Origin of the sequence: Streptomyces cyanogenus (assembly GCF_017526105.1) — a bacterium.
Classification (GTDB): Bacteria; Actinomycetota; Actinomycetes; order Streptomycetales; family Streptomycetaceae; genus Streptomyces; species Streptomyces cyanogenus.
Window position 1 is genome coordinate 67540 of record NZ_CP071839.1, and the last position, 21387, is coordinate 88926.

15 protein-coding genes and 2 pseudogenes are annotated in these 21387 nt (G+C 67.2%); 8 read left to right on the forward strand and 9 right to left on the reverse strand.

Features of this window, described 5'->3' with window-relative positions; all coding sequences use genetic code 11:
* Nucleotides 1-144 precede the first annotated feature (144 nt).
* The 3 genes and pseudogenes from S1361_RS38715 to S1361_RS00255 form a co-directional block, all read left to right on the forward strand.
* Nucleotides 145-390 (forward strand): annotated as a pseudogene (locus S1361_RS38715) (hypothetical protein); the annotation flags it as partial.
* 647 nt (nt 391-1037) lie between these two features.
* Nucleotides 1038-1844 (forward strand): outer membrane protein assembly factor BamB family protein, encoded by an 807-nt coding sequence (locus S1361_RS00250; protein WP_208029859.1) that lies wholly within the window; start codon nt 1038-1040, stop codon nt 1842-1844.
* 327 nt (nt 1845-2171) lie between these two features.
* Nucleotides 2172-2648 carry a hypothetical protein gene (locus tag S1361_RS00255; RefSeq protein ID WP_243768971.1) on the forward strand — a complete coding sequence of 159 codons (477 nt, stop codon included), beginning with the start codon at nt 2172-2174 and terminating at the stop codon, nt 2646-2648.
* A gap of 700 nt (nt 2649-3348) precedes the next feature.
* On the opposite strand, the gene S1361_RS00260 is transcribed toward S1361_RS00255, so the two are convergent.
* The 6 genes and pseudogenes from S1361_RS00260 to S1361_RS00280 form a co-directional block, all read right to left on the reverse strand.
* A complete protein-coding gene (locus tag S1361_RS00260; protein WP_208029861.1) occupies nt 3349-3894 on the reverse strand; it encodes an SMI1/KNR4 family protein in 546 nt (181 codons plus the stop codon).
* Complete coding sequence (locus tag S1361_RS00265) at nt 3894-8648, reverse strand: RHS repeat-associated core domain-containing protein (RefSeq protein ID WP_243768972.1); 4755 nt, start codon at nt 8646-8648, stop codon at nt 3894-3896. Before S1361_RS00265 ends, S1361_RS00260 begins: the two co-directional genes overlap by 1 nt.
* Nucleotides 8649-9336: 688 nt before the next feature.
* Nucleotides 9337-10821, reverse strand: coding sequence for a UvrD-helicase domain-containing protein (locus S1361_RS00270; protein ID WP_208029862.1), 1485 nt, complete (start codon nt 10819-10821; stop codon nt 9337-9339).
* Between the two features lie 458 nt (nt 10822-11279).
* A complete protein-coding gene (locus S1361_RS39995) occupies nt 11280-11534 on the reverse strand; it encodes a hypothetical protein (RefSeq protein ID WP_341829376.1) in 255 nt (84 codons plus the stop codon).
* A 219-nt stretch (nt 11535-11753) separates the two neighbouring features.
* Nucleotides 11754-12143 (reverse strand): annotated as a pseudogene (locus S1361_RS40000) (DUF6083 domain-containing protein); the annotation flags it as partial.
* Between the two features lie 174 nt (nt 12144-12317).
* Nucleotides 12318-12581, reverse strand: coding sequence for a helix-turn-helix transcriptional regulator (locus S1361_RS00280; RefSeq protein WP_208029864.1), 264 nt, complete (start codon nt 12579-12581; stop codon nt 12318-12320).
* 981 nt (nt 12582-13562) lie between these two features.
* Here S1361_RS00280 and S1361_RS38725 point away from each other — a divergent pair.
* From S1361_RS38725 to S1361_RS00305, 5 genes are all read left to right on the forward strand, one after another.
* Entirely contained in the window at nt 13563-13805 is a 243-nt protein-coding gene (locus S1361_RS38725) for a hypothetical protein (protein WP_243768974.1), read from the forward strand.
* A 115-nt stretch (nt 13806-13920) separates the two neighbouring features.
* The gene (locus tag S1361_RS00290; protein ID WP_208029865.1) at nt 13921-14559 is read left to right on the forward strand and encodes a hypothetical protein; all 639 of its coding nucleotides are present in this window, start codon (nt 13921-13923) and stop codon (nt 14557-14559) included.
* A 2064-nt stretch (nt 14560-16623) separates the two neighbouring features.
* Complete coding sequence (locus S1361_RS00295) at nt 16624-16779, forward strand: hypothetical protein (protein WP_208029866.1); 156 nt, start codon at nt 16624-16626, stop codon at nt 16777-16779.
* A gap of 289 nt (nt 16780-17068) precedes the next feature.
* The gene (locus S1361_RS00300; RefSeq protein WP_208029867.1) at nt 17069-17899 is read left to right on the forward strand and encodes a hypothetical protein; all 831 of its coding nucleotides are present in this window, start codon (nt 17069-17071) and stop codon (nt 17897-17899) included.
* A 207-nt stretch (nt 17900-18106) separates the two neighbouring features.
* Nucleotides 18107-18919, forward strand: a complete 813-nt coding sequence (locus tag S1361_RS00305) for an SAM-dependent methyltransferase (protein ID WP_243768984.1) — start codon at nt 18107-18109, stop codon at nt 18917-18919.
* Nucleotides 18920-18935: 16 nt separating this feature from the next.
* Here S1361_RS00305 and S1361_RS00310 read toward each other — a convergent pair whose 3' ends face one another.
* The 3 genes from S1361_RS00310 to S1361_RS00320 form a co-directional block, all read right to left on the reverse strand.
* Nucleotides 18936-19874, reverse strand: a complete 939-nt coding sequence (locus S1361_RS00310) for a helix-turn-helix domain-containing protein (protein WP_208029869.1) — start codon at nt 19872-19874, stop codon at nt 18936-18938.
* A gap of 87 nt (nt 19875-19961) precedes the next feature.
* Entirely contained in the window at nt 19962-20198 is a 237-nt protein-coding gene (locus tag S1361_RS00315) for a DUF397 domain-containing protein (RefSeq protein WP_208029870.1), read from the reverse strand.
* 416 nt (nt 20199-20614) lie between these two features.
* Nucleotides 20615-21262 (reverse strand): GNAT family N-acetyltransferase, encoded by a 648-nt coding sequence (locus S1361_RS00320; RefSeq protein WP_208029871.1) that lies wholly within the window; start codon nt 21260-21262, stop codon nt 20615-20617.
* Between the last annotated feature and the right edge of the window lie 125 nt (nt 21263-21387).

Genomic DNA, 21387 nt, shown 5'->3' on the forward strand with positions numbered 1-21387 from the left:
AATCCGCGCCAGCAGCCGACCACGGCACGCCAAGCGGCCGCACGCCCCCGACGAACACCGCTGGAACTCGAGCCGGTCCTACCGATCGGGCGGTAAGCGAGATCGTCGCCACTGCTTGCTTGCCGCATTGAAACCGACAAGGCGAGCCTGCACGACGCCGAGTACGACCACCTGGTCTCACTGCAGCTGGGCGGAGACCCGAACGACCCACGCAACCCCTGGGTGGAACCGCCGAGCCCCGGCCACAGGCCGGGCGCCAACCCGAACAACGACAAGGACAAAGTCGAAACCCGCCTGCACACAGCCATCTGCAACGGACGGGTCACCCTCACAGCAGCCCAGCACGCCATTGCCTCAGACTGGGTGACCGCTGAAAACGACTCGGTCTGAAGTAACAGCCACGCCCCAGCTGCAGAACCGCACGCGCCGACGCCTGGCCGTCCAGGAGCCGCACTCTCCCGGCCTTACCGCAGGATGCCTGGAGGTACCGCACACCAGCTGGCGCGTCTGCCTCATCGTACGGACGGATTAGGCCGGTGAGCACGCGTGACAGCCGGGCCATGGTGGCGCTAACTGGTCCACCTCACCGAGTTGACCGGCCTGGACCGGAGGGCAAACCTCCGCGCCCAGGTGCTGGGACCAGGCTCGCCGATACCCCACCTGTTGATCTCGCCGCTGCGGAGCGAGGGTATCGATGCGTTCCTGCACAGCCCGCTACCGTTCTTGCCAGGGTGCGGGGGCGACATTGGCGCGTGGTGAGGCGGGGAGGAGTGCGCTCAGACGGCCTGACGGGTCCTGCGGCGGGGTATGGCGAGTGCGGTGCCTCCACCGGCGGCGATCAGTGCGGAAGCCACGCCCGCAACCGCGCGGACACGCTGGTGTAGAGGCCGGGGCCCTGCGAGCACGGCGCCCTCAAGCACGCCCAGGGCACGGACCTGCCCGGCCCCCTGCAGCGAGAGCTGCAGGCAGCCCTCGCCCGCCATGCACGTGGCGCCTGAAGAGGTGGCCGTGGGGTCGGCTTACAGGGGGGGACGCCCGTGCCCGCCCATAGCGCGATCGAGGTCGTGGCGGCCGACGCGGACTCTGTACGGCTGACTTGGCGGCATGTGGTGGAGCTGCCCAAGGAATTCGCGGACTCCGCAGAGTCCTCGTTCAAGACCGCTGTGATGGGCGTCGACGGTACGACCGCCGTGGTGAGCGTGAAAGACGGAGACCAGGTGGGTGTCGTGGCGATCGACCTCGCCGCGGGCAAGGCGGTCTGGGGGGACCCGCACCTCAAACCAGTGGAGGTCGCCGCCGGTCGGGTCATCGGCCTGAGGTCGACGGGCTCCTGGTCACCTGAGAGTCTCCAGGCGCGGGCCGTACGGGACGGCTCTACGGCTTGGTCGAAGGCGACAGAATCCGGGACCGCTGTGGCCGCCGGGCCCGGACTGCTCCTGGTGCAGGGGCTGAAGGCAAAGCCCTTCGGTAACGTCACCGCCGTCGTGCCCGCCTCCGGCAAGGAGTTGGGCTTCAAGGTCCCGTCGGGCCACGGCGTTCCAGCTCAGTGCCGGTTCGACCAGCAGTCTGTTGTGGTCTGCGCGAGTGGTGACTCGGAGGCCTTCGCAATGGACTCGCATACCGGGAAGATGCTGTGGGCACTGCCGGACAGCTCGGGGCGGGTGGCGCCCCAGGTGACCGGTGCCTGGCACGGGATGGTCTACGGCCAGACGGAGCAAAACGGTCCCGTGGTCCTGGACGCCCGTACCGGCAAGGACAAGGTGACCTCACCTGGCGCGGCACCGTACTGGACCGACGGCCGTTACGCCGTCACCGACAAGGCGATCGTCCCGGTCCAGGGCTGACCTCCGCTTCATTCCCGGTCACGTCACCGCACGAGGATGCGCCCTGATCTCTTGTCGAGGTCGGGTGCTGCGTGTGCTGCTCCACGGCCCCGCCCACGTCCGCCGCTCGGACTCGTCACACCCAGTCGGCTTCGCTCATCGGCGGCCCGCCCCGGATGATCCCTGATGCCTCCGCCAGCGTCAGGTACTTCCTGGGAGTGGTGGGTGCAGGGGATAGCCTCGGCACCCGATCTCACGATTCGCGGGCACCGTGATCGGTCCGTCTGCACATCAACGGACACGAATATGGGCCGGTCAAACGTAGGGACGGGGTGAATGAGCGCAAGTGTGGAGCGCGAGCGCTGGGAGCTGCGAGCGGAAGGCGGCGTGGGACCGCTGCGGTTCGGGATGTCGCCGGCAGAGGTCGCCAAGGCACTGCTGGTCTCCGAGCCGGAGGCACGGGTTGGCGGCCCGTACGGGCAGGAAGACTTCCCGGACGGCGTGAAGGCGTTTTACGACGTGGGCAAGCTTGCATGCGTTGCGCTGGATGCAGTCGCCGGCCCGCAGGTCTTCCTGGCAGACTTCCCGCTGGCAGGAAGCGATCCGGCGCAGGGTCACCAGTTCCTCCTGCACCACGCAGCCGAGCACGGGAACTGGGTGCTTTACACCCCTGACGCATCGCTCTCCTTGACCGATCTCGGAATCCTCCTGCGTGAGCAGCGGGTCGGGGAAACGCTCCTGACACGCCCGCTCTTCGTGAAGGAAGAGTGGCTAGAGTCGGAGTACTACCGCGACCACCTGCCGCTGGAAGGTGTCCAAGGCTGAGCGCTCGACGGCGCAGGGGTTGAGAATGCGGCTGAGAGCCACACGTGCCCAGTGTGCCCCTGAAATTTCTGGCCTCGGGCAATGCAGTGCCGGGCAGGGCCCCCTACTGCAGGGGGCAGGCTCACCCGAAAGTGAGTAACAACCAGCGGTGTCGTGCCACTGCCGACGCGCGACCGCCCCGTTTCTCAACCGGGCAGGAACCGGGCGGCGGCGCGTAGGGGGCATCCAAGGCGCGGATCATGACGATCACCCTGCGTGCCAGAACTGTGGCAGGGATCCGACGATCTGAGGGCAAAAGGCGGCGTCCGCGGTGCTCGACGTGTCGATCGCGGCTGGGCGGAAGCGGCCCCGGTGGCTGCCCGAACTCGAACTCGGCCTACCGCCGGCTGACGTTACGAACCGCGCTTGAGGGGTGCCGCGGACACCCCACAGCGACGCCGCAGCCGGGTCGGCTACCTGCCCTTGGGGGCCAACGACCGCCTCACCAGAGCGCCAAGTGCAGCCCGTCGTGGCCGCGAACACGATGGCCGCCAGCGCTGTCCCCATACCGGCGTCGGCCGCCACCTTGAGGCCGTACTGGAGCAGCCGGGACCACCCTCCGGAACTACTCCCACAACCTGTCCGGCACCAACCGCTCCACCATCGCCATCACACCCGCCAGCTTAGTGATCAAGCCAGTTGAGACGATCTCTTATGCCGTCTATCCGTTGGCGAAGATCTCTTCGTTGGTTTCGAAGACGTGCTCATCCAGGGGCATGTCGGGGAAGTACTCGGACTCGATCTCTCCCGTCATCAGCCCCAGCAAGAAGGAGGTGCAGGGGCCAGCGTGCCGCTCCCATTCGGGGCCGCGGCCTTCGTTGATCAGGATGGGCCAGTTCTCGGGTTTCTGGCCGGGGGTGGACAAGAAGTAGAGGACTTCACCGCCCTCGTCCTCGTAGGCCCACGGGATGAGACGGGCTCCTTCCTGGTCCAGTTCGGCGGGGCGGGGCTCGCCACGGTCCCACAGAAGCTGCAGGGACTCGCGGCACTGAGCGTCCATGGCGATCAGGTCGTAGCGCGGGCGCGGGCAACCGGGCTCCAGCAGCCAGACGTTCTCGTCGAACAGGCCGCCACCGTAGGTGTCGACGAGTTCCTTGTAGTCCTGCGGCAGCTCAGTACCCAGTTGTTCCTCCACGGCAGCCCAGTCCTTGGGGGCCACTTCGGGGGGCGGCAGCAGCTCGGTCAGGCGGGTGAGGGAGGGGTTCATCAGCGTTCCTCGGGTCGGGGTTCGTTCAGGATAGTGACCGCATTGGTCGGGGAGCTGGAGCCCAGCGGAGTGAACTGGAATCCGCGGTTGCCATGTGCCTCGATGGTGACGCCGACGGGCACGACATCGGTCGGGTCGTTGGTGCGGTAGATCGGCGTGACGTTGTACGTGATCGTCTCGCCTCGGTCGACAGCCGCGCGTACGTCGTTCTCGACCTGCCGCATGACCGGGCTGTTGGCGTAGGCGTGCATGGCGACGAAGTTGCGGGGGTCCCGGTTCGATCCGCCGAGCTGGGCGCCGAGCAGGTGACCTTTGTTCCAAGCACCGCCCTTTTTATAGCCGGGTACGTTGACGCGCGGACGGGTTTTTCCGCCCATCATGTCGGGTTCGAGCGTGGCACGGACGCCGGTCGCGCGGTTGCCGGGGCCCAGCGGACCGTACTGGACACGGCCGCCCCAGGTGACCTCGTTCTCGTCGCACTTGGCAAGTCCGAGTGGGTCGAGTTCGGACTGCGGGTTGGTTACGTAGGTGACCGGGTTCGGGCCCGGTCCGAGACCGAGCGGGTCGGGACTCGTGTAGCGGGCGGTTTCGGGGTCGTAGTGCCGGAAGTAGTTGTAGTGCAGTCCGGTTTCGGGGTCGGCGTACTGTCCGGGGAAGCGCAGCGGGGTGTAGGCCGTGGCATCGGTGTTCCACGCTGTGGTGCCCCATGCCGTGGTCCTGGTGCGCCAGGCCACCGTGCTCTCATCGATGAGTTCGGTGGGCGAGCCTGCCAGGTCGGTGACGATGGCGAAGAAGCGGGCGTCGACCTCTTCCTGGGACAGCATCTTGCGCTCGTACTGGGCCAGGGGTCGGTAGCCGTCGTATTCCCAGGTCAGCACCGTTCCGGTGACTGCGTCTGTTTGCTCTGCCAGCCGGGTGCCGTCCCAGCTGAAGAGGATTTCCTCGGCGATGGTGCCGTCCTGGCCTAGGCGGTACTTGGCGGTGCGGCGCCCGAGGGCGTCGTAGCGGTAGTGCCAGACGGTGCCGTCAGGGGTGGTGCAGGAGGTGAGCCGATTTTCCGCATCCCAGGAGTACCGCCAGGTGTCGGGCTTGCGGGACAGGCGCTTGCGGGTCCGTTCGATGAGGCGGCCCGCACGGTCGTAGCGGTAGGTGATACGTCCTGCGGACAGCAGCCGGGTTCCTGTGACGGCGCGGTCTCCGGCGGCCTCGGGGGCGCCTACTGCATTCGTCCAGGTGGCATGCATCTGGTTGCCCGCCGGATCGTAGCGGTAGATCTCGGTGATGCCGCCTCGGGTGACAACGGACAGGGGACGGCCCAGGGGGTCGAGTTCGTAGCTGAGACTGCGGCCGGAGCCGCGGTCGGTGACTGAGGTGAGATGGCCGTCGGGGCGATAGGTGTATTCCCGCTCGTGCGCGCGCTGTCCACCCAAGCTCAGGGTCTGGCTGGTCAGGCGGCCCACCTCGTCCCAGGACGAGGCAAGCAGAGCCTGCTCGCCCCAGGTCCGCCGTGTCTCCCGGCCCAGCAGGTCGCGCTCGAAGGCCAGCCGGTGCACGTCGGCGACCGTGAGGCCGGTGCAGTTGCCGACCGCGTCCCAAGACGTGTCGGTGACCGCACCGGTGGGGGTGGTGCGACGCGTGCGTCGTCCGAGCGTGTCGTAGCGGTACCGCGTCGTGCGCCCGTCGACCGTCTCAGCCACCATCCGCCCGACCGCGTCGTACTCCAACGCGACCCGCGAGGTGGCGGATACGGCCGCGGTGAGACGTCCGGCCTGGTCGTAGGTGTATTCGGTGCGCGCTCCGTCGGCTTCTTTGGCGCGCAGATCGCCGGCCGCGTCGTACTCGAAGGCAAACGACGCTCCCGTAGGGGTGCGCCGCGCCGTCAGCTGGCCGGCGGCGTCGTAGGTGCTCGATGTGGTGCGGCCGTCGAAGTCCGTCTCCGCAACCAGGGCGCCGCGCTCGTCGTAGCGGTAGGTCCAGGTAAGCCCGGCGGGGTCGGTGACGGTGGTCAGCCGCATCTCGGTGTCGTGAGCGAACGTGTAGACGGCACCGTCCGGCGTGGTGCGGGTGCGCAGCAGGTCGAAGGGACCGTAGGTGAATTCGCTGCGACCACCCGCCTGGTCGGTGTAGGCGAGGCAATTGTGCTCGCCGTCCCAGCTCCAGCTCTCGCGGGTGCCGTCGGCTGCGATTCTCTCCACCAGGCGGTGCTCCGCGTCCCAGCGCAGGCTGGTCGTGGCGCCGAGCGGGTCAGTGAGGAGAATGGGGCGGCCAAATGCATCCCGTTGGCATGTGGTGCGGGCACCGCGGCTGTCCTCGACGGCGACCAGCAGTCCTGCTGGGTCCGCTTCGATCTGTACCCTCGCGCCGAGCGCGTCGGTCAGTGTCGCCGGGGCGCCCGTCGGATGGTGTGTGAAGCGGGTGACCGAGCCGTCGGGTCCGGTGACGCTGATGCGGTTGCCCCGCTCGTCGAAATCCTGCCGGATCCGAGTGCCGTCCGGCCCGGTCCATTGGATGGGCAGGTGGAGGTCGTTGTATGCAGTGTGGCTGACCGTGCCGTCGGCCGTGATGGTGGCCACCAAGTCACCCGCGTCGTCCCACTCCCACTGTGTGGTGCGTCCCAGCGCGTCGGTACGGGAGCGCAGACGGTCGCGCCGGTCCCACTCCTGGGTGACCGTCGCACCGAGTGGGTCGGTCACTGAGATGATCTGTCCGTACCGGTTGGCGCGGTAGACAGTGGCGTGGCCCAAGGAGTCGGTGTAGGTGGCGGTGGTTACACCGTTGTTGTCCGCACCGGTATAGGTGATGGTGGAGTTGAGGATGCCATCGGTACCTCGGGTGGCGATCACCCGCCCCTGCTCGTCGTACTCGTAGGTGAACGTGGTGTCGTTGGAATCGCGCCACCCGGTGACGCGGTGCGTTTGGTCGTAGGTCAGGTACAGCGGCGCATCGACCGCGTTGCGCACCTCGGTCAGGTCCCCGCCTGTCTCGTCGTAGCCGAACACGCGTAGCGTGACTGGGCTGCCTTCGGCGACAGCGTGGAGGGCCGTGACACGTATTCGGTCACCGACGGTGCGGGTAGTGACCTGGAGCCGGTAACCGCCGGAGTGAGTGACTGAGTGCGGGGCATCGTCCTCGCCGCGGTCGATGCCGATGACGTTGTGGTTGCGGTCCCTTATCTCTGTCAGCCACCAGGTGCCGCCTCCCGTGGCGGCCGGCTCGAAGTGGCGGGTCAGCCCAGTGTAGGGATCTTCCACGGTCAGGACATAAGAGGTTCCGCGCGTGACATACGTCAGAGGCAGTGGGACACCGGCGATGGGAAGGACGCGGTCACCGGGCAGGTCCGGGCGGCGAGGATAGACCAGAACCGAGCCGTCTTCGCGGTACCACCAGACACCGCCTGCGTCCGGGTGGTCTGCCAGCCGCTCGTCCAAGGTAGACGCCCAGGACGGGCCGAAGAAGCGCCCCGCATCGTAGCCGCTGAGATGAGTACGGCGCAGGGTCAGCGGCAGTACACCCGGCAGGTCCACGTCGGTGTAGGCCAGCATCATCTGGCCGCTCGCCATATCGATCGGATCCCCGCACCACTCCCTGCTGTTCAGGGCATGCGACTGTTTGAAGAGCTTCGCGTCATCGATCTTCAGGCCGTGGTCGGGCTTACTGCCGGACGCAGGGGTGCCACCGTGGCCGTGCGAGCTGCCGACGCCGCCGCCCTTGTTGACCTGGATGCTGTCGGCCTTGTTGCCGACGTCGATGTCGTTGTGCTTGTGCAGGCGGGAGGTGGCCCTGACTCGGTCCGGGACGGTCTCCGTGATGTGCTTGGTGATCTTCTTGAGGGCCTTCTCGGAGCCCTCGAGCGCGCCGTGGAGCACACTGTCGAAGGTCTTCGTGAACGGGTCACGGCCCTTGCTGTGGCCGAACACGCTCTTGGCTCGGCGCAACGGATTGGACGAGGCGAGATGCAGCTCGTTTCCGTGACGGGATACCTTTCCAGCCCCGTCCTCGAACTCGGCGTGATCGATGCGGGTCCGCTTCTGCGGACCACCGCCCCCGCCAGAACCGCCGGCCGAGGCGAGCTGCATTCCCCCGTGCCCACCCTTGCCGCCGTGCCCTGCGCTTCCGGCGTCGCTCGGCATGGAAAACGCGCCCTCGGCCAACTCGAGGACCATATCCTCGACCATCGCCTCCAGCTTGGCGTTGACCGGTTCGGTGACCTTCGCGATCACCTCATCGACGACCCGGTCCACCGCCTCGTCGATGATCCGCTTGACGGCCTGGCGCATCGCTGTGATCTCGGCTGCGCCCAGAACTGCGGACAGACCGCCGGTCACCCAGGCGAGACCGATGGATAGGCCCACCGACCCAGCCATGACGGCCAGTTCGGCCTCGGCCTTGGTCTTCATCCCGAAGATGATGTCCGCGAGGACATCGCAGGCATCAGCGAACAACCGTGCAAGTTCCGGGAGTTTTTCCAGGTGGCTCGCCTTCACCTGGTGCCAGTGCTTCTCGAACGCATCGACCGCCCAGCCCTCGGATGAGGACAGGATCCGTGAGACCGCCGCGTGCGCGTCCCCACCGTGTCCCTCGAACGTATCCGCGAACTCGCGCATGGCGTCGGCCATGTCACGGTAGTCGTCCTCGTCAACATTCGGGAAGTTGATCCCGATGAAGTCCAGGACTTCGTCCAGCCAGCCCGGGATCGTGTAACCCATCCCCGTTTTCCTCCCCGTTGCTCTGCACCTGCACGCGAAAGCCGACATCTGCGGTCGCGGTCGAAAACCCTAGTAGGTGGCGCCGACACCCGCCGAGGCACCTGCTGACAGCGGCCGGCACAACGGGGGGATCGCCTCGGCTTGCCTCGCCCGAAGGAGAGTTGAGCGTTCGGCTGGGGGTGTCGTGTCGGATGAGCTGTGAGAACGGTTGGAACGGCTGCAGGCACAGCGAAAGGCGGCGCTTCCAAATCCGGAGCAGGGCCAACTCCCCCGCCCTTCCCACAAGCCCATGGACTTGGCCTAACGGGGCGCAGACTCCGCCCGCCGCATGATCAAGTACGGCCCCTCGCCAATGCCGCCATCTCACTGATCGCCGCCGGGGCACATCCTCGGGATCCCGTGTCTCACGAAGTCAGCGTCGTGCTGACCGCCCGTCGGCCCAGCGGGAAGTGCGCTGCCCGCACCGCGTCCCGGGGCGGCGCGCGTGGCACGGCCCGGTACACCCGGTGACCGTCGTCGCGGCGCCGGCGGGCGTGGCGGTGTCGACCGATGTCCTCAATCGCGGCCGGCGCCGAGTCGTGCTCTTGGCAGGAGGCGTGTGCTGTTCGACGGCCAATAGCTCCGCCTTGCTCAGCTTCTGTAGTTCTCCTTGCCGCCGGCACCGCCGCTGCGCGCCCAGCCTCCCCGGCTGTGCCTTCCGAGCAGATGTCTTTGCCTTCTGCACGTCTCTCTGACTTCACGCGTCTGAGGCACGTGCCCAGACGGCTTCGTGCTCCGGCAGCTCATGGACCCAGGACAGGCCACCGATGTCGAGGCGCTGGCGGGTGCGGGTGACGGCGACGTAGGCAAGGCGGGCCTCACTGTCGTCGATGGTTCTGACTGCGGCTTCTTTGGGTCGGTCGTGCTGATCAGCCCGGGTGCGTGGGGCGAAGTCATCGGCGATTTTTACGCGTGGCCATTGGCGTCCCTTGGCTTTGTGGGCAGTGGAGACGGTGATGTCGGCGTGGCGTTCGTGGGCGAGTTGGGCCACTGCGGTCAGGATGGCGTCGGTTCCATGAGTGTCGACAAGGTCGACCAGTGGTTGCAGGTCGCGTCCTGCCGGATCATGGGTGGCGTAGTCCTGAAGGTCTCCCCAGGAGGGGAACAAGAGCAGTTCGGGGTGGTGAGTGCGTCGTCCGTCCTTCAGGTCGCGGGCGGCCTGAGCAAGGGCTTTGAGGCTGTCACCTCCTCCGGACAGGCCAACGCGGTATCCGTCCGCCATGAGTTGCATGACCTGGGCCATGGCGCCGACGTTGGTGCGGCACAGGATGACGTCCGGGCTGGGGACGGGGCCGATCTCGGTGGTCACGGTGGGGGTGCCGGTAAGCCGGAGAGGAGCCTCGGCCAGGTCGAGCCAGCGGTTGGCTTCTTCTGCGAGGTGAGGTCCGAAGCGGAAGGACTGCGACAGGGTCAGCTGAGTGCCGTTGAAGCTGGTCATGACGTCCTTGGCACCGCGCCATTGGTAGATGGCCTGCGCAGAGTCTCCGACCATGACGAGCTGAGCGTGGTCGCGTTGGGTGAGGAAGATTTCCTCCACGACGGGGTTGGTGTCCTGGGCTTCGTCCAGGAGCAGGTAGTCAGCGTCGACTCTCGGCTGGGTGAGTGCCCAGATCTTTAGGTAGTGGTCGTGTTCGAAGCGGACGCAGCCGTCGTCGGAGTTCTGCAGGTCCGCCCAGGCTTTACGAGCGACTGGGACGACATGGGTAGCAAGTTCGTGGTGCATGTCTTTGTCTTCCAGACCGCGCAGTTTCGGTACATGGTGGCGGGTGATGGTCTCGTCGGCGGTGTGGCAGAAGCGGGTGACGGTGCGCAGGAGTGCGTTGGACAGAGCGCGTTGGGAGATGTCGCGTTCGCCGACGCGGATGGCTTTGGTGAGGCCGAGGGCTTGGCCGGTCTGCCACGCGGGGCGGCGTGGGGCGTTCAGGCGGCTGGTGTAGCGATGGCCGATGGCGGCGTAGGCAAGTGCGTGGGCGGTTTTGCACTGGACGGTGCGTGGGAAGCGTGTGGTGGCTTCTTGGGCGATGGCCCGGTTGTAGCCGAGGTAGCGGCCTCGGCGCGGGGTTGAGCGGGCGAGCATTTCCAGCAGGGTGGTCTTGCCGGTGCCGGCTCCGGCTTGCAGGGCCAGGTCATGGCCGGCGCGGAAGGCGTCCAGGGCGGCGGTCTGTTCGTCGGTGGGTTTCATCGCAGAAGGTCCTTGGAGGGCTGGGCGGGAGTGCGGCCGGCGGCGCAGGTGTGGGGTGGGCGTGGGTGAGCATTTGGCGGACGGTGTGGGGAAAACGGTCGCCTGCTCGGCAGAGGCGCCTGCCAAGGCCCGGCGTACCGGCTCCATGAAGCGTTGAAGGGTCAGGCTTGGGGCAGAGCGTGGTCGGTGAGGCGTGCCGGGACGGCGGTGGGAGCGCTACGTGGAACAGCACGTTGTGTTCGGTATCCGAGTGGGAATGGTGACCGCGTCGATGCGCAGTCTGTCGCCGCGTCGGCGGCGGGTCCAGCGAATGGCCCGGCTGCCCAGCGCTTTGACGAGTGCCATAAGCGGGTGGGCGTCTTGGTTGGCTGCCAGTGTCATCTGCGACGCGCGATGTCGGTCCCGGCTTGGTGCAGTGTGTGGGTAAGGGGGCTCGGCGGTGCCGGGTGCGGCTTCCGTCACCTTGGGCGGGGATAGTGCCGCTCGGGCGGGGGCAGCTCGGTGTTGATGTGTTCGGCGTGCAGTAGGGGGTCGAAGGGCTGCCAGCCAGCCAGGGCCAGGTCGGCTGCTGTGGTCGCGGTGGCGTGGGTGGTGCAGCGTTGGGCGCGCCAGCGCAGTTGTTCTGCGTAGGGCAGGTGGCTCAGGTCGTAGACCACCATGCTGCTGTCGGGGAGGGTGAGTTGCCCGTGGGTGGGCTGGGTGGGCAGCAGCATCCAGCGCCCTCGGACAGCGGCGAGGAGGGAGTGTGTGCAGCGGCCTCGTTGGCGGGTCTGAGCGACACAGCGGATGCTCTCGAGGGGGCCTTCGGCCAGGTAATTGACGAGGAGGATCCGGACGACAGGCCGGGTGGGTCGCTTCTCGTTTCCGCCCGGGGCCGCAGGGGCTGGCGAGGAGGGTGCTGGGGTGAAAGCGCCGACGTTGATCATGCGTCGGGAACGCAGGCTGAGCTCGCGACGCAGTGATGCGAGACGGGCGCTTGTGCCTTGGGAGTGTGTGGGCTGTTGAGGGCAGAGGACGGCGTGCGGGATGCGGCACCATCCGCTGCCGTCGTCGTGGGGGTAGGCGACGCCGCTGCTGAGATGCCAGTGGCAGTCCGCGGAGACGTCAGGGGTGGCCACTTCTGCGGGATGCAGGGCGATGGGTCGGCCGTCGGAGCGCGGGTACCAGTCGATGCGGTTGCCGCAGTGGCGGCAGCGGCCGGTTTGCCCCGCGCGGAGAAGGCGGCTCGCGCTGTTTGCGGCGATTTGCAGAGAGCGGCGGGGAGGCAGGTAGCGGGGGCTGCCGTCCCAGTGACGTTCTCGGTGGGGGCTGTGGGGGCGCATGGCGGCGAGGGTGCCAGGTAGCGCGCCGGTCGGTAGGGGCGGCTTTCGTCGATGTCATGCGATCAGCCCAGCCGGCGGGTACGCGTGACCGGTGCGTCGCTCTGTCGTTCGATGCCCTCTCGCCTATGTGAGTGATTCTCTCGGGCGGTGGAAGCAGTCCGCGGCCGTGCCGGGTCAAGGCTGTGCGGCGCCGGGGGCCGAGTGGCCGTCACACAAGGAGACGAGGAAGCGCTCGATGGGGACGCCGAAGGCATGAGCGAGGGCGTGCCAGGTGGTGACACTGCCGGTGGTGCGGCCGTGTTCAAGGTCGATGAGGGTTCGCCGGGCCAGGCCGCTGCGTTCGGCCAGCTCGTCGAAGGTCCATCCGCGCTCGCCCCGCAGCCGTGCAAGTTCGACTCGCAGGGCGGTGAGGTTGGGGTCGGGCGGGAAGATCGTCATCCCACCATCCGACGGTGCAGGACTCTGCCCTGTCAGTGCAGACTTCTGCACTATTTCCGCGGCGGGTGGTAGTGCAGAGTTCTGCACTACCGTCCGTTCCGGCACGCCCGCCAGCAGGCGGTTTGGCTCTGCGGCACGGACAGACAGGAGGACAGCCGACTGATGAGGCTCGTCGGAGTCGCAGCACGACGGATCTGGACGGTGGAACTGCGTTCACGGGCAGGCCGGCCCGACCTCGTGTGCGCGCACTGCACCGCGCCTGCGTCTCGGTTCGAGGCTGCGTCTGCCCGGTCCGCCGCCTTGGCCCATCTGGCCCGTCATGCGCGGGCGGATGTGCTGCCGGAGCATCTGCGTACCTGCCAGTGCGGGATGCGGGAGTGCCGGTGGCATCCCCGCCATCGAGGCTGTGCCGGTCCGGTGTTACTTGTCCTCACGTGCGACCCGAGCGGCCGTACCTGGCGCCTGGCCGACACTTGTGCTGCGTGCGCGGCGGTGACACACCACAGCGCCGTCGTCCCGGAAACACGGTTCGGTAGGCCACAAGCCTGCGCACCGTCCGCACCTACCCCCGGTGCTCTCCTCGGCGGATCTGAAGAGCGAACGCGAGTCAGGGAGACACTCACCTACCTCGCCACTGCCCTGCCGCGGTTCACATCACCGGCCGCACGCCTGCTCGCTGTGCAGTGCGCTCTGCGCGCCGACAGCCGCGGGTATGTCCGTCTACCCGCAGGCCTGTTGCGCAGCATGCGTCTATGCGGACGCAGGGAGGTGTGGGAGGAGCTGGCCCACGGACTGTGGCTTCGGCCGCCTGATCTGAGGGCCACACCGGTGTCGGTGCGCCTTCTTGATGCCACCGTGCGAGAACAGGTCCCGGGCCGGCCCGCACGGTGTCGGGCCGCCCATTGGGCTCTGCATCCGGCTCCTCCATCCCTTCCTGTCGCCGCTCCTGCCGCGCTTCACCTGAGCGCTCTCGTTCTTGCCGTGCACACCAGCAAGGGCACCGCGCACACCGATATGGCGGCGCTGACCCGACTGGGAGGGCACACGCCTCAGCAGACTGCGGAACTCCTCGACCGGCTGGTCGCCCTCCACGCACTGACGGCCTGGCACCACGACCGGGCCAGCAACGAGGTGTTCTGGCGGCTGCCGTCGCATGACCACCGTACCGGTGGCATGGCAGGACTGACAGCGAGCAGCGGCGCCCGCCAGACATACGTCTCATAGCGGCGAAGGGTATGGCGCCCGTATCATCGCCTCTCCCCCGGTCGATCGGAAATGGCCTTCTGGCTCGATTCTTCTCCACCGGAATCTGACGGAGCGGGCAGTAGAGGAGCACGAGATGTCCGAAGGCACTGTGAATGGCACGGAGTTGACGTCGCAGTACTTCAACCAGGTGACTGGCGACCTCGAACGCAACACCAAGGAACAGGAACGCATCACGGCGGAGATCGCCGCGTTGCAGCAGCAGTTGGCTGCCCTGCAGCACGACCACACGGTTCTCGAAGCCATGCGGCAGGCGCTCGGGGCACCGGCCGGCGGCGCAGACGGAATCCCTGCACCGGTTGTCTCGGCCGTTCCTTCGCCCCGAAAGAAGGCTTCTGCTGCCTCCGGCGGACGTCGGCAGGCCCGCAAGGGTGCGGCTGCGCCTCCCAAGAACGTGAAGCGGCCGCGCAAGAAGGCGGCAGCCGGAGAGCCGGCCGTCAAGTCGGCGCGGCCCTCCCTGGTCACGCTCATCGACCAGCACCTGGCCGGTCAGAGCGAGCCGCGTTCAGCGGCGGAGATTGCCGCCGCGCTCAGCCAGGGGCACCCCAACCGGGACATTCAGACGAAGGTTGTGCGCACCACTTTGGAAAATCTCGTGGCCCGCAGCAGGGTTCAGCGCACCAAGCAGGGCAGTGCCGTCTTCTACACCGGCCTTGGCGCGACAGAGCCGTCTGCATTGCGTGAGGCCGAGGCGCCGTCCGGCGCTGTCGAATGACGGCCAGCATAGCGCTTTGCCGTCGATGGCCGCTTTGCATGGTCTTCGGAGTTCCGCGTAATCGCCCCTTTCCTCGAGCGCTGCGTCTGCCGCCTGACAGTGTCTGAGGGGCAAGGTCGGGCAAGGGTTGGGTGCTGCTGTCGCCTGTGGATTGCCGCTTCGCCTGCGGCGGTGTCAGGACGCGGGCCCAGCGACCTCTTCAATCATGTGGAGGACGCGTGCACTGGAGATGTCATCGAGGGAGACGGTCTGCGGCCAGGCCTGGTCGTGGGCTGTGTCTGCGCACGGGACCGGAGGGCAGCCGTTACTGCGTATCTGCTGTTTGAGGTAGCGGCCGAAGGCCCACGCATCCTGCGCTGCGGAAAACCGCCAGCGAGCTAGTGGGCGCCATGCGCGACGGGTGGGGTGCAGATGACGTCGACCGGTCTGAGTCACCCCCCAGCCTAGGGTGCGGGAGTCGTCGTGGACCACGAGGTAGAAGTCGCCGGGTTCTACAGGGCTGATGCCCTGTTGCGCGCAGACCGGGCAACCTTGATGGTGGCCGGGCAGGGCTTCGGGAACAGGCGCCGAGTCGCTGTCACAGGTAATGCACCGGCTCTTCCAGGGCGCATCAGCCCGTCCGGGGTAGGGGTCGAGCGGGGAGAGGCCCTGGGAAAGCATGCAGGCGACGGCTTGCTCCTCGTCGAGGCCGCCGCGGGTGGGGAACTGAGTGGCACGGCATGCCCAGCACTGGTGTCCGTGCACGCGGACAAAGGCGAGTGTCGGGGTGCTGTGATGGCCGCAGTTGACGCATCTGACAAGCCAGGGGCGTAGTTGCTGGCCGGGATAGGGGGTCAGCGGTTCAAGACCTGCTGCCAACATGGTCGCAGTGGCTGTGGCGGCGCTTAGGCTGCGGCCTCCGCAGTTACTACACCGGGCCCGTCCGTTGCGGACGTGTGTGAGGCGTTTGGTCTTGACGGCGGCGCACTGGGCGCACCGCGACCGCCAGGCCTTGGCTGCTCCTGGGTAGGGTTCCAGTGGCAACCAGCCGTGTTGTTCCATTGTGGCTGCGGCCTTGGTGCCGTCCAGCATGAGCTTGTCGGCGAGTTTACGCGAGCGGCACTTGCCCCGGCAGACGCCGGTGCCCTTGTTGACGACGTCGTTGTACCGCGGGGCGTTGACCTGGCCGCAGTGCAGGCACTCGCACCGCCAGGGGAGTTGTGTCCCGGGGAAGGCTTCGAGGGGACGCGCACCGCGTGCCAGGAACTCTCGGACGGCTTCGGGCTCTGTGATTCTGCGTGGTGGCATGCACTCCCCCGGTTGGTGCTAGCTGCCCTTGAGGGCCGACGCGTCGTCGTCCGCCCGTTCAGTGCTGTCCCATTGTGGCGATCGCTGCCCGTAGGTGTGCCAGTTCGGCTCGAATGCATCAGAACGAGGGTTGTGGGCTCCTGATTTGCGTCGGGGGTACGCGGCCGCGTGGATCCGAGGTGTGCGACGCTCGGAGCTGGGAGTTACCCGGGGCAACCAGAGTCCGGCGTCACGGATGGACGTGTCACGGAGCCTCCATTTTTTGCATCTGCACGTGCAGATGAACGGAGGGACATCCTCCGGTCCATGCGATGTCACTCGACCGAGGGAACAGGGGTGAGGTCTTGATGACGGCTGATCCGGAACACCTCGTGTGCCTGAAGTCCAGCATTGATCGATTATTTTCATGAACTGCACGATCGATTACATAAATGAGCGGTTAGCGACCGCCTTCAGGGCAGGGCCGGACTGCTTTTCTTGAGAGCGGAGAATCGACCCACCGAACGGGTTTCTTGACAGCTTCGTTTCCCATCTCGGGAACCCGGCGGACTGATAAGTTGCCGTGACGAAGGGGAGGATGAACGGGTATCTTCCTGTACCGGCCACCCGCATACGGGCGGGCCCTGGTGGTGGTGCAACACCTCCAGGGCCCTGGCGCGGACAACCACAAGAAAGGTCGCTAACCATATGATTGTCCGTCTTTACGGGGTGCTGCAGTGCGCGTCCCCGCGACGCGAAAATACCATTTCGCGCCCTCGTATTCCAGGAAACGCCTGCGTGAGCGCCCTGGAGGTGTACCTGCGGCTGTACGTCGTCATCGTGATCATCGTGGTCACAGCGCCGGTTCGGGACTGGGGTGTGGAGTGGCAGATGTGGGCGGCCATCGGTCTGACGGCTTGCTTGCACGTCCGCTACCTGCGTCTGCGGTTCTGACGCCGCCTGCGTGAGCCCCCGGCTCCGGGTTTTACGCACCGTGCTTGCGGCGCGGACCTCCGGGTCTGCGCCGCAAGCACTGCCCGGGTATCCGACGTCATTGCACAGGAGCAGAGCGATCAGCATGCGGACGCCAGTTCAACGTAAGCACTGCGGTTTTTGCGGGCGCCCTCTCGACCTGCGGGAGGGCCGCGGGCGGCGGCGGGACTACTGCGACCCCGTCTGCCGCAGCCGGGCCCGGCGGGTCAGGGCCGCCCAGCGGGATCTGCCCCTGTCCATCCCCAGCGGGATGCGTGCGGCACGCGATCTGTCGGCCCTGGCCGGACGGCTTGTTACGGCGGAGCGGCTGCGGCTGCCGCTGCGCGCTCGGTTCGATCTCGTCGAGCATCTCCTGCGGCAGGCCGAGCGGTTCGCGGCTGCGGCGGTGCATGAAGCCCGGCAGTCCGGCACCGGCTGGGATGAGGTGGCAGCCGCTGCCGGCACGACAGCGGCGCAGGCCAGGGCACAGTGGGACGAGGCAGCCCTCAGGGCGCTGTTCCCCGCACTGCCGTCGTGTGATCGCAGAAGGGCACAGCAGCGCCTTGCGGACGCGCTGGCGTTTTTGCAGGTGAGCTCGGGCGTGCTGGTCGATGAGGCCGCGGAGCGAGCGGGGGTTTCCCTGCCTTATCTTGCTCAGGTGCTGGAGGGCAGCTGTCTGCCCGCCTGGCCGGAGGTGTTTACGCTGGCGAGTGTGTTCGGCGGCCGGCCCGAGGATCTGCGGGTGCTGTGGGAGAGCGCATCCGGCTCGGTGCGGCCTGCGGGCCTGCCGGTCGAGGGGGCAGCCGGCTATCTGGCCGCCGCGCTGCGCGGCTTGTACGTGTCGGCTGGCTCTCCCGGGCTGCCTCAGCTCAGCACGCAGGCGCTGTTGCCGCCTGAGTGTCTCGACCGGGTGCTGGTCGGCCAGCACGCTCCGCCATGGCCGGCCACCGCGCGCCTGGTGCGCGCTCTGAGCGGGCGGGTCGAGGACTTCCAGCCGTTGTGGCAGGCAGCGTGCCAGGCGGCCGTCGACCTGCACGGGTCTGCCTCCAGCAGGTATCTGGGGTGTGCCGGGTGCCGGGGCACCACGCTGGACGCGTCCTGAGTGCGGCAGCCGGACTGGTGATCATTGCCTGGAAGCGGTCGGCATGTCCTTGAGCCGTCCGGTGCGCTCCAGGGTGCACCGGCGCATTTTCTGGTCTGCGCGTCAGCCAATTTCGTTCCATCCGGTGTTTACCTGCCTCGCGCTTGGATGCCATCATCTGCCCCCCTACCATGGGTGATTCACCGAGACAGACACCTGGGGGCGTACGTGGCGTTAGTGACGGGAAAACCAGAAAACGCCGGTATTGACGTGAGCACGCCAAGCGTGGCGCGGATGTACGACTGGCTCCTGGGCGGTGTGGAGAACTATGCCGCCGACCGGCGGGAGTGCGAGAAGCTTCTTCAGATCGCACCGAGCAGCAAGCTGCTGGCGCGCAACAACCGCGCTTTTCTGCAAAGAGTGGTCAGAGTGCTGGCACAGGACTACGGAATCCGCCAGTTCATCGATCACGGATCGGGACTGCCCACACAAGACAACGTCCACCAGATCGCACAGCGGACCGACCCGCAGGCCCGGGTCGTCTACATCGACAATGACCCCAGCGTCCTCGCGCATGGCCGCGCCGCCCTGGAGGAGAACGACAACACCCTCGTCCTCAATGCCGACATGCGCCACACCGACCACATCATGCGGCATCCCGAGGTGCGGCAGCTGATCGACTTCACTCAGCCCGTCGCTGCCCTGTTCGTGTCCGTACTGCATTGCCTGCCCGACGAGGACCGTCCCGGTGAACTGGTGCGCCGTGTGGCCGAGTACCTGGCACCCGGCAGTTTCCTGGTGGTCTGCCAGCTCGTCAGCCACCGCGCCGACGTGCGCCGGCAGGTCACCGAACTGATGCAAGCCGCCACACGCGGCCACTGGGGCCGTGTGCGGGAACAACACGAAGTCCGGGCCTTCTTCGGCGATTGGGACATCCTCGAACCGGGGCTGGTCGATGTCACACAGTGGCACTCCGGCGACGGTGTGGCCCGCTCCCAGGGCGAGGAATGGGCGGAGTGGGGCGGCGTCGCCCGGCTGTGATGAGTCCGGATTCGGTCTACGGCGCGAGGTCGCCAGCGAGGGCCGCGTAGCGGTCTCGCGCCGCCATCAACCGATCACGGCTGTCCCTCATCCGCTCCGAGACCTTGAGAAGGTTGAGGAGCACGTGCCGGTACTGCTCGACTTCAGCGGCCCGGCTGAGATACATCGCGCTGTCGATGAGTTCGACATAAACCAGCTCGGACGGCCCCCCATCGCCGAACGTCAGATGCGTGATGGGGTAACTGGGGGCAACGCTGGCGCTGCGCTCGAACGGGACGATCCTGATGTTGATTCCGTCGCGCTCGGAGAGCTCGATGAGGTGGTCGAGCTGCTCGCACATCACGGAGGCCCCGCCCACCGGCCGTAGCAGGATGGCCTCTTCGAGCATCGCGACAACGCTGGGACGGCGGGCGGTCCAAAGGATCCGCTGGCGGTCGCAGCGCAGGTCGACCCGCCGCTTGATCTCCTCAGGGCTGGCGCCCGGCAGGCCGTTGGAGACGAGGGCACGCATGTAGCCGGGCGTCTGCAGCAGTCCGGGGACGACGTGGTTTTCATAGCAGGTGATTCGGGTGGCTCCGGCTTCGAGTCCGATCAGGCGCTTGAGCCAGTTGGGAGTGACATCACCGTACTTCTGCCACCAGACGTTGTCCTTGGCCTGCTGCAACAGTCCCTCGATCTCGTGGGACTGCTCACTTGAGAGCTGGTAGAAGGCAACCAGGTCCCTGACGTCCCGGTCCCGCGGCGGGCTCTCTCCCCGTTCCAGACGGCTGACTTTGGACACCGATCCGCGAATCACCGCAGCGGCGTCGCGCAACGTCAGATTGCGTTCCGTGCGGGCCTGCCGCAACGCCTCACCGAGCAGACGAGCCGCGATCTCCGGCCGGGCGCTGTGCCCCGCGATCGGTACGACGGCAGGCTCAGTGCTTGCTTCCCGCGCCGCAGAACCGTCGGACATGCACGCCCCCCTGCGAGACAGCCTTTGACCCAGGGGTCAGTTTTGCAGACTTGGACTCTGCATGTCCGACGGTTGCCGTCAGAGCACTCAGCCGGTCAGACGGTCGAACTCGCCTGCCTTCACGCCCGCCAGGAACGCGTCCATCTCCTCGGCCGTGTACACCAGCGCCGGCCCCTGCGGATCCCGCGAGTTACGCATGACCGCCCCTCCGCCGGGCAGAGCCGCCACTTCGACGCAGTTACCGCCCTGTGCACTGCTGAGACTGCTCTTGAACCATGTCACACCCAGGATTTCGTGGGCTGGCACTCCGTTGCGGTACTGCACTGCTGTCACCTTCCCGTCTCGGTCGACGTCTTCTCCCACCGAGCGAGCGCCCGAAGGCCCCGCCCACGGGCCGCTGCATTGCCGAACCGTGGGAAGTGCAATCCCATATGCAATTGCATGGGGGGTGGGTTGGGAGGATCGTAGCCGCCTTGGCGGTTGTGCGGTGTCCCCCGAAAGTGGGCTTCGGGCGCGCGCCTTCCACCCCTGCGAGCAGCGGCAACGTTTCAGCGCGCAGGCGCACCTGAACAACTCGGCTCATCGAGGCGTACGCAGTGATCTTGCGTGGCCGGCGGTGAAAACGATCGAGCCCGCAAGTGGACAGAGGTGTAGGGCGGGCGGCCGCGTCACTGCCCACAAGCCGTGGCAGTGGGCTTGTGCCGCACAGAGACAGGCGGCGGACCGCGAAGCCTGTGTGCTCAGGCGTGCTCGACGATAAGCATCGTGTCAGTTCCCCTGGCATGGCGGCGAACTGATTCCCGGGATTGGAGCGCTTCGACGGCGAGTTGGTAACCGTTGGATCCATCGTCGCAGGAGGTGAATCCGTCGCGGCGCGTGCGGATGACAACGGGTTCGCCCTGGCCTGCGACGGTGTAACCGCGGCCGCGATACCAGCGCATGACTGGGAAGGCGCCGATGCGGACCTTGGCGAGAGCCAGGCGGGTGCCTTCAGCGCGTGCTGCGTGCTCGGTTTTCTCCAGCAGAGCCGTACCGATGCCGTGCCTGCGGTACGGCTCCGCGACGGCGAGAAGCTCGATCTCCACGAGCGCATGGACCAGGCTTTTGCGCTGAGTCGGCGGATGTTCCTGGAGCCAGCGGATGGGCGGAGTGGCATACAGCATCCCGGTGATCGTTTCTCCGGTCCTGGCGATGCGGCACTGGCCTTGGCCGTAGGGCAGCGGCACACGGCCGCCGTGCTCGTCGATGGCCGCAGCCAAAGGCAGAGGCATCGGGGCGTTGCGGAGATCGCCGCTGAGCGCAAGGGCTCCCAGGGCTGCTGCGGCTCGGCCGTCTCCTCGAACGGCGAGGGCGATCGAGGCGGGGCCTCCAGGGGCGTGTCCGGTCATAGCCGCACCCTACGACGGGCGTCGAGGCCCCTCACCTGGCGCGGAGGTGAGTTTGCCTGAGTGCTGCAGTCTTCTGTCCGCGACAGGGTGCCGCCTGCTCGGATTCCGGCTGCCTTCGTATGGTC